Here is a 2,240-nt window from a genome sequence, read left to right as displayed (position 1 = left end):
GGTGCCGATGCGGATGCCGGCGTCGTACAGCAGCCTGAGCCGTTCCTGTACGTCCTCCACGCGGCCCATCAGCGCGCTGAGTTCCGTGGTGTCGCGGAGCGTCGCGACCGCGCCCCCTGGCCCGGGCTGCAGCGCCATCGGGCGCTGGCTGATCGCCAGCAACCGGTCGCCGACCCTGATCACCTGGTCCGTGGCCGCCGTGCCGGACAGCAGAAGCTGCTCGGCGATCGGCTCCAGCCCCAGACTCCCGACCGGCCGGCCCTCCGCGTCCGCCCCGAGCCCGAGCAGCCGTCGTGCTTCGTCATTGGCCAGGAGCAGAAGGCCTTGCGGATCGATGATCAGGACACCTTCGCGCACCGCGTGCAGCACGGCGTCATGGTGCTCGTACATGCGTGTCATCTGCACCGGGCCCAGACCGTGTGTCTGACGGCGCAGCCGCCTGCTGATCAGTGCCGTTCCCCCGGTGGCCGCCAGGAGCACCACCCCGGTCGCGACCAGCACGAGCGGCACCTGCCGGTCGGCCGCCCCGCTCACCTGCTTGATCGTGATGCCCGCGGAGACCAGTCCGATGACCTTCCCGTCGGAGGAGGTGACCGGGACGACGGTCCGCACCGAGCGGCCCAGCGTCCCCGTGGTGGTCTCGGTGACGACTCCACCGTGCTGTGCCGCCGCGATGCTGCCGATGTAGCGTTGGCCGATCCGCGCCGGATTCGGATGGGTGTAGCGGACGCCGTCCGGGCTCATCACCACGACGAAGTCCACATGGGAACGTCTGCGGGTCTCCTCGGCCTGCGGCTGCAGCGCGGCGGTGGGGTTCGGTCCCTGCAGGGCCTGTCGCACCGACGGGGACGAGGCGACGGCCGTGGCCACCGACAGTGTGCGGTTGCGGGCCTCGCGATCGGCGTCCGTCCGGGACTGCAGCAGCAGGGCGACGACCGCCGCGGCCACCAGGACCACGATGATGAAGACCTGCAGGATGAAGACCTGGCCGGCGACGGTACGTAGCCCCTGCCAGGACCGCAGACGCCCGGGCCGCCGGTCCATAGACCCATCTAACCTCGGCTCCCACGCGCCCTCACCCTTGCGCGGTCCGCCGGGCCTGACTCCTTACGACTCGTGCCCGCGTGTACGCACGCAGCGAGCGGTGCCGGAGCCTGCGCGCTCCCTCAGGCCCGCGTCGTCAGGATCATGTACGGCGCGGTCCTGGTCTCCGCCGGAGCGTCTTGTGCGGGGCCGTCGACGGGGAGTGTGGGCAGGTCCACGGTGGGGGCGGGGAAGCCGGCCTCGGTCAGGAAGGACCGGTAGCGATCGAGGGAGCGGTAGTGCGTGGCACTGGTCATCGTGGTGCCGTCGCGCAGCCGTAGCCGCGTGGGCACGGTGTCGCCGTCGGTGTACAAGGCTCCTGGTTCGCCGTGGCGCAGGGTGGAGAAACCCACGCCGGTCGCCGCGGGGTTGAGGTCGGCGAGGAGGTACGGGGTGCCGGGGCGCAGGACGCGGTGGATCTCGGCGGTGAGGGCGGCCAGCCGGTCGTCGTCGGGGTCGGTGCAGTACACCAGGCCGCACACGGCGCCGTCGACGCTGTCGTCGGCGAGCCAGGGCAGGGTACGGCCGTCGAACAGCCGGTAGGAGACACGAGGGTGTGGGCGGTCGGCCCGAGCGATGTCCAGCATGTCCGCCGACGGGTCGAGCGCCTGGACCGTCCACTCCCCGGCGCCGGCGAGCCGCGCCGTGATCGCGCCGGTGCCGCACCCGACGTCCAGCACCAGCCGGTCCGGGCCCGGACTGCGGCCGAGCCGTCGCAGCACCGCGGGGAAGATCAGCTTCTCGGCCAGCCGCATGTCGCGGTCTCGATAGGCGTCGGCTGCGGCAGTGGTGTCCCAGCCGAGGGGGTCGTCGCCGGCGATCACGGGTCGCTGCCTCCTGCACTGAACCTGGCCCGGCCTGTCGGGGTGGGGCGTTCGGCGGCAGCCTGACACACGACACCGCCTGCCGGTCCGTGGCGCCGAGGAGATTCCCTCGACGGCGCAACGGACCTGCGCACGGTTGACGTCGGGGCGTGCACCCACCCGCTACGGCAGACCCCACGCCGGGCCCGGCTCGCTGAGGGCGACGGGCACGATGACGAGGTCGGGCCGCGTGCCGGAGTGGACGAGCACCTCGCGGCCCCGGGGCAGGTCGATGGCGAGCGTGCCGTCGCCCAGGTCCTGGGTGCGGGCCGGGGTGCCGTCGTCCAGCAGCAC

The 2,240-nt window shown here is 72.6% G+C and carries 2 protein-coding genes; both read right to left on the bottom strand.

The window, feature by feature from the left end:
* Positions 1-1,044 (bottom strand): sensor histidine kinase (locus tag BEK98_RS47125; protein WP_143684286.1); only part of this gene is annotated, 1,044 nt, incomplete at its 3' end.
* A 122-nt stretch (positions 1,045-1,166) separates the two neighbouring features.
* Entirely contained in the window at positions 1,167-1,907 is a 741-nt protein-coding gene (locus BEK98_RS47120) for a class I SAM-dependent methyltransferase (RefSeq protein WP_094222945.1), read from the bottom strand.
* Positions 1,908-2,240 lie beyond the last annotated feature (333 nt).

Origin of the sequence: Streptomyces diastatochromogenes, assembly GCF_002242805.1 — a bacterium.
GTDB lineage: Bacteria > Actinomycetota > Actinomycetes > Streptomycetales > Streptomycetaceae > Streptomyces > Streptomyces diastatochromogenes.
This window is presented reverse-complemented; position numbering and strand designations above follow the sequence as displayed.